The organism is Bradyrhizobium sp. 23 (assembly GCF_023073295.1).
Taxonomy (GTDB): domain Bacteria; phylum Pseudomonadota; class Alphaproteobacteria; order Rhizobiales; family Xanthobacteraceae; genus Bradyrhizobium; species Bradyrhizobium canariense_D.
Genome location: NZ_JADPJF010000042.1, coordinates 248,303 through 250,179, shown reverse-complemented (window position 1 = coordinate 250,179; position 1,877 = coordinate 248,303). Strand labels below are relative to the sequence as shown.

General features: G+C 66.8%; 2 protein-coding genes. Both read right to left on the bottom strand.

Annotated elements, in window-relative coordinates; genetic code table 11:
* The coding region (locus IVB32_RS10950; protein ID WP_247410358.1) for a caspase domain-containing protein at positions 1 to 1,318 on the bottom strand (1,318 nt) is incomplete at its 3' end.
* A 191-nt stretch (positions 1,319 to 1,509) separates the two neighbouring features.
* On the bottom strand, positions 1,510 to 1,877 hold a 368-nt coding region (locus IVB32_RS10945), incomplete at its 5' end, for a carbonic anhydrase (RefSeq protein ID WP_247410356.1).

Genomic DNA, 1,877 nt, shown 5'->3' with positions numbered 1-1,877 from the left:
GCACGAACAGGCCGACCACCGGCATCGGCGGCGACAGCACGACGAAATCCGGCGGCGGCGGTGGCAGATAATAGACCGGCGGCGGCGGTGGCGGCGCAAAGCCAAAATCCGGATCGCTGAAATACAGCACGGGACGCTCGACATAGACCACCTCCTCCGGCGACGGTGGCGGCACGTCGTAGTCGATCATCGCGAAGCTCGGCGGCGGCTCGGCCGGCGCGGTGAGAATCGCCAAGCGCCGGCGCGCATCCGCCGCATGCGGACCGCGCGGATAGCGACGCAGATACGACCAATAGGCCTCCGGCGTGTCGGTCCGATAGGTCCGCCGCCAGGTGATGGCCTCGCGGCGCGCCGCGACGATCACCATCACGCGCTTCGACAGCGGGTCGCCGGGATAGGCGGAGAGAAACTCTTCGTAGGCCGGCAGCGTGTCGCGCGTGAGCGCGGCGGCATAGGCATCCTGCACGCCGAGATCGCGGATCGGCTTGTTGCGCATCGCGGCGACTTGGTCGGGTGCGGCCTCAGGCGGCGGCGCGTCAGGTCCGCGCTCGAAGAACGAGAATTGCGCCGATATCTTCTGCTCGTTCCAGGGCACTTGCGCGCCCTTGCTGGCCTCGTTGACGCGCAGGCGAACGCGGTCGAACACCTCAGGCAGCGGTAGGCCGCCGGTGCGGATCATCTCCGCCAGCGACTGCGCATAGATGCCGTAAGGTCCAGGCTCCTCGGGCGCCACCGTGCCGGGCGCGGCGTTGAACGCGATCAGCATGTTGGCGTCGGGCTCGACCAGCGCAAGTCCGCTCGCGATCTGCTGGCCGCCCTCCACGAAGGGCTGCGCCCGCGCAGCGTCGAGCACGACGATGTTGGCCTTGAGCGGAACGGAGGCGAGCTGGCGGAGATAGTCGCCGATGCGCAGGCCTTCGGTCGGAATGTCGGTGTCGCGGGTGATGTTGGAATCGACCGGGATGAAGTAGTTCTCACCGGCAAGTTGCACGCCATAGCCGGCGAGGTAGACCATCGCGACGGTGCCCGGTCCGGAGGCCTGCGCCTTCTGGATGAAATCGCGAAAGCTCTTGCGCAGCGTGTCGCCGTCGAGATCGCGGGCGCCGACGACGTCGAAGCCCGCCGCCTGCAGCGTCTGCGCGATCAGGCCGGCATCGTTTGCCGTCGTCGCCAGCGGCGACTTGGCATAGGCGCCGTTGCCGACCACGAGCGCCATACGCTTTTCCTGCTGCTGTGCACGCGCCGGATCCGGCGCGCCCGCGGCAAGGACCGCGATTGGCAGGAGAAGGCAAATGAAGGCTCGGAGCGTCCCACGCATGACTTGCTTGCCCGTTTTTGTTGTTGAGATGCCGCCACGCATCAGACGCGTGGCGAGCTGAATGACACTTGAACGAAAGGCTTCCAAATAACGAAGGCTTGGATTGAGGCGGCGGCATGGCGCCCGGCACCAACGCCAGGGCGCCTGCGTCAGCCTCGCGACAACGAACCGGCGCGAGCCGGTTCGTCTCGTCAGACCTGCGCGATCAGGTCGACCGTTCCCGTCGTGAGCCGATAGATGCCGCCGACGACCTTCAGCTTGCCCTGCTCCACGGCCGCATTGAGGATCGGCGCTGCCGACTTCAGCTTCGCGACGTTGTCGATGACGTTCTGCCGGATCGCCTTGTCGAGGACGTCCCCACCCTGCTGCATCGCAGCCTTCGCTGCAGGCGTGATCGCATCGACCAGCGATGGAATATGGCCCGGCGGCGGCTTGTTGTCCTTGATCGCCTTCAGCGTCGCATCGACCGCGCCGCAAGCGTCATGGCCGAGCACGAGGATCAGCGGCGCATTCAGCACGGCCACCGCGTATTCCATGCTGGCGATGGTTTCGGTGCCGG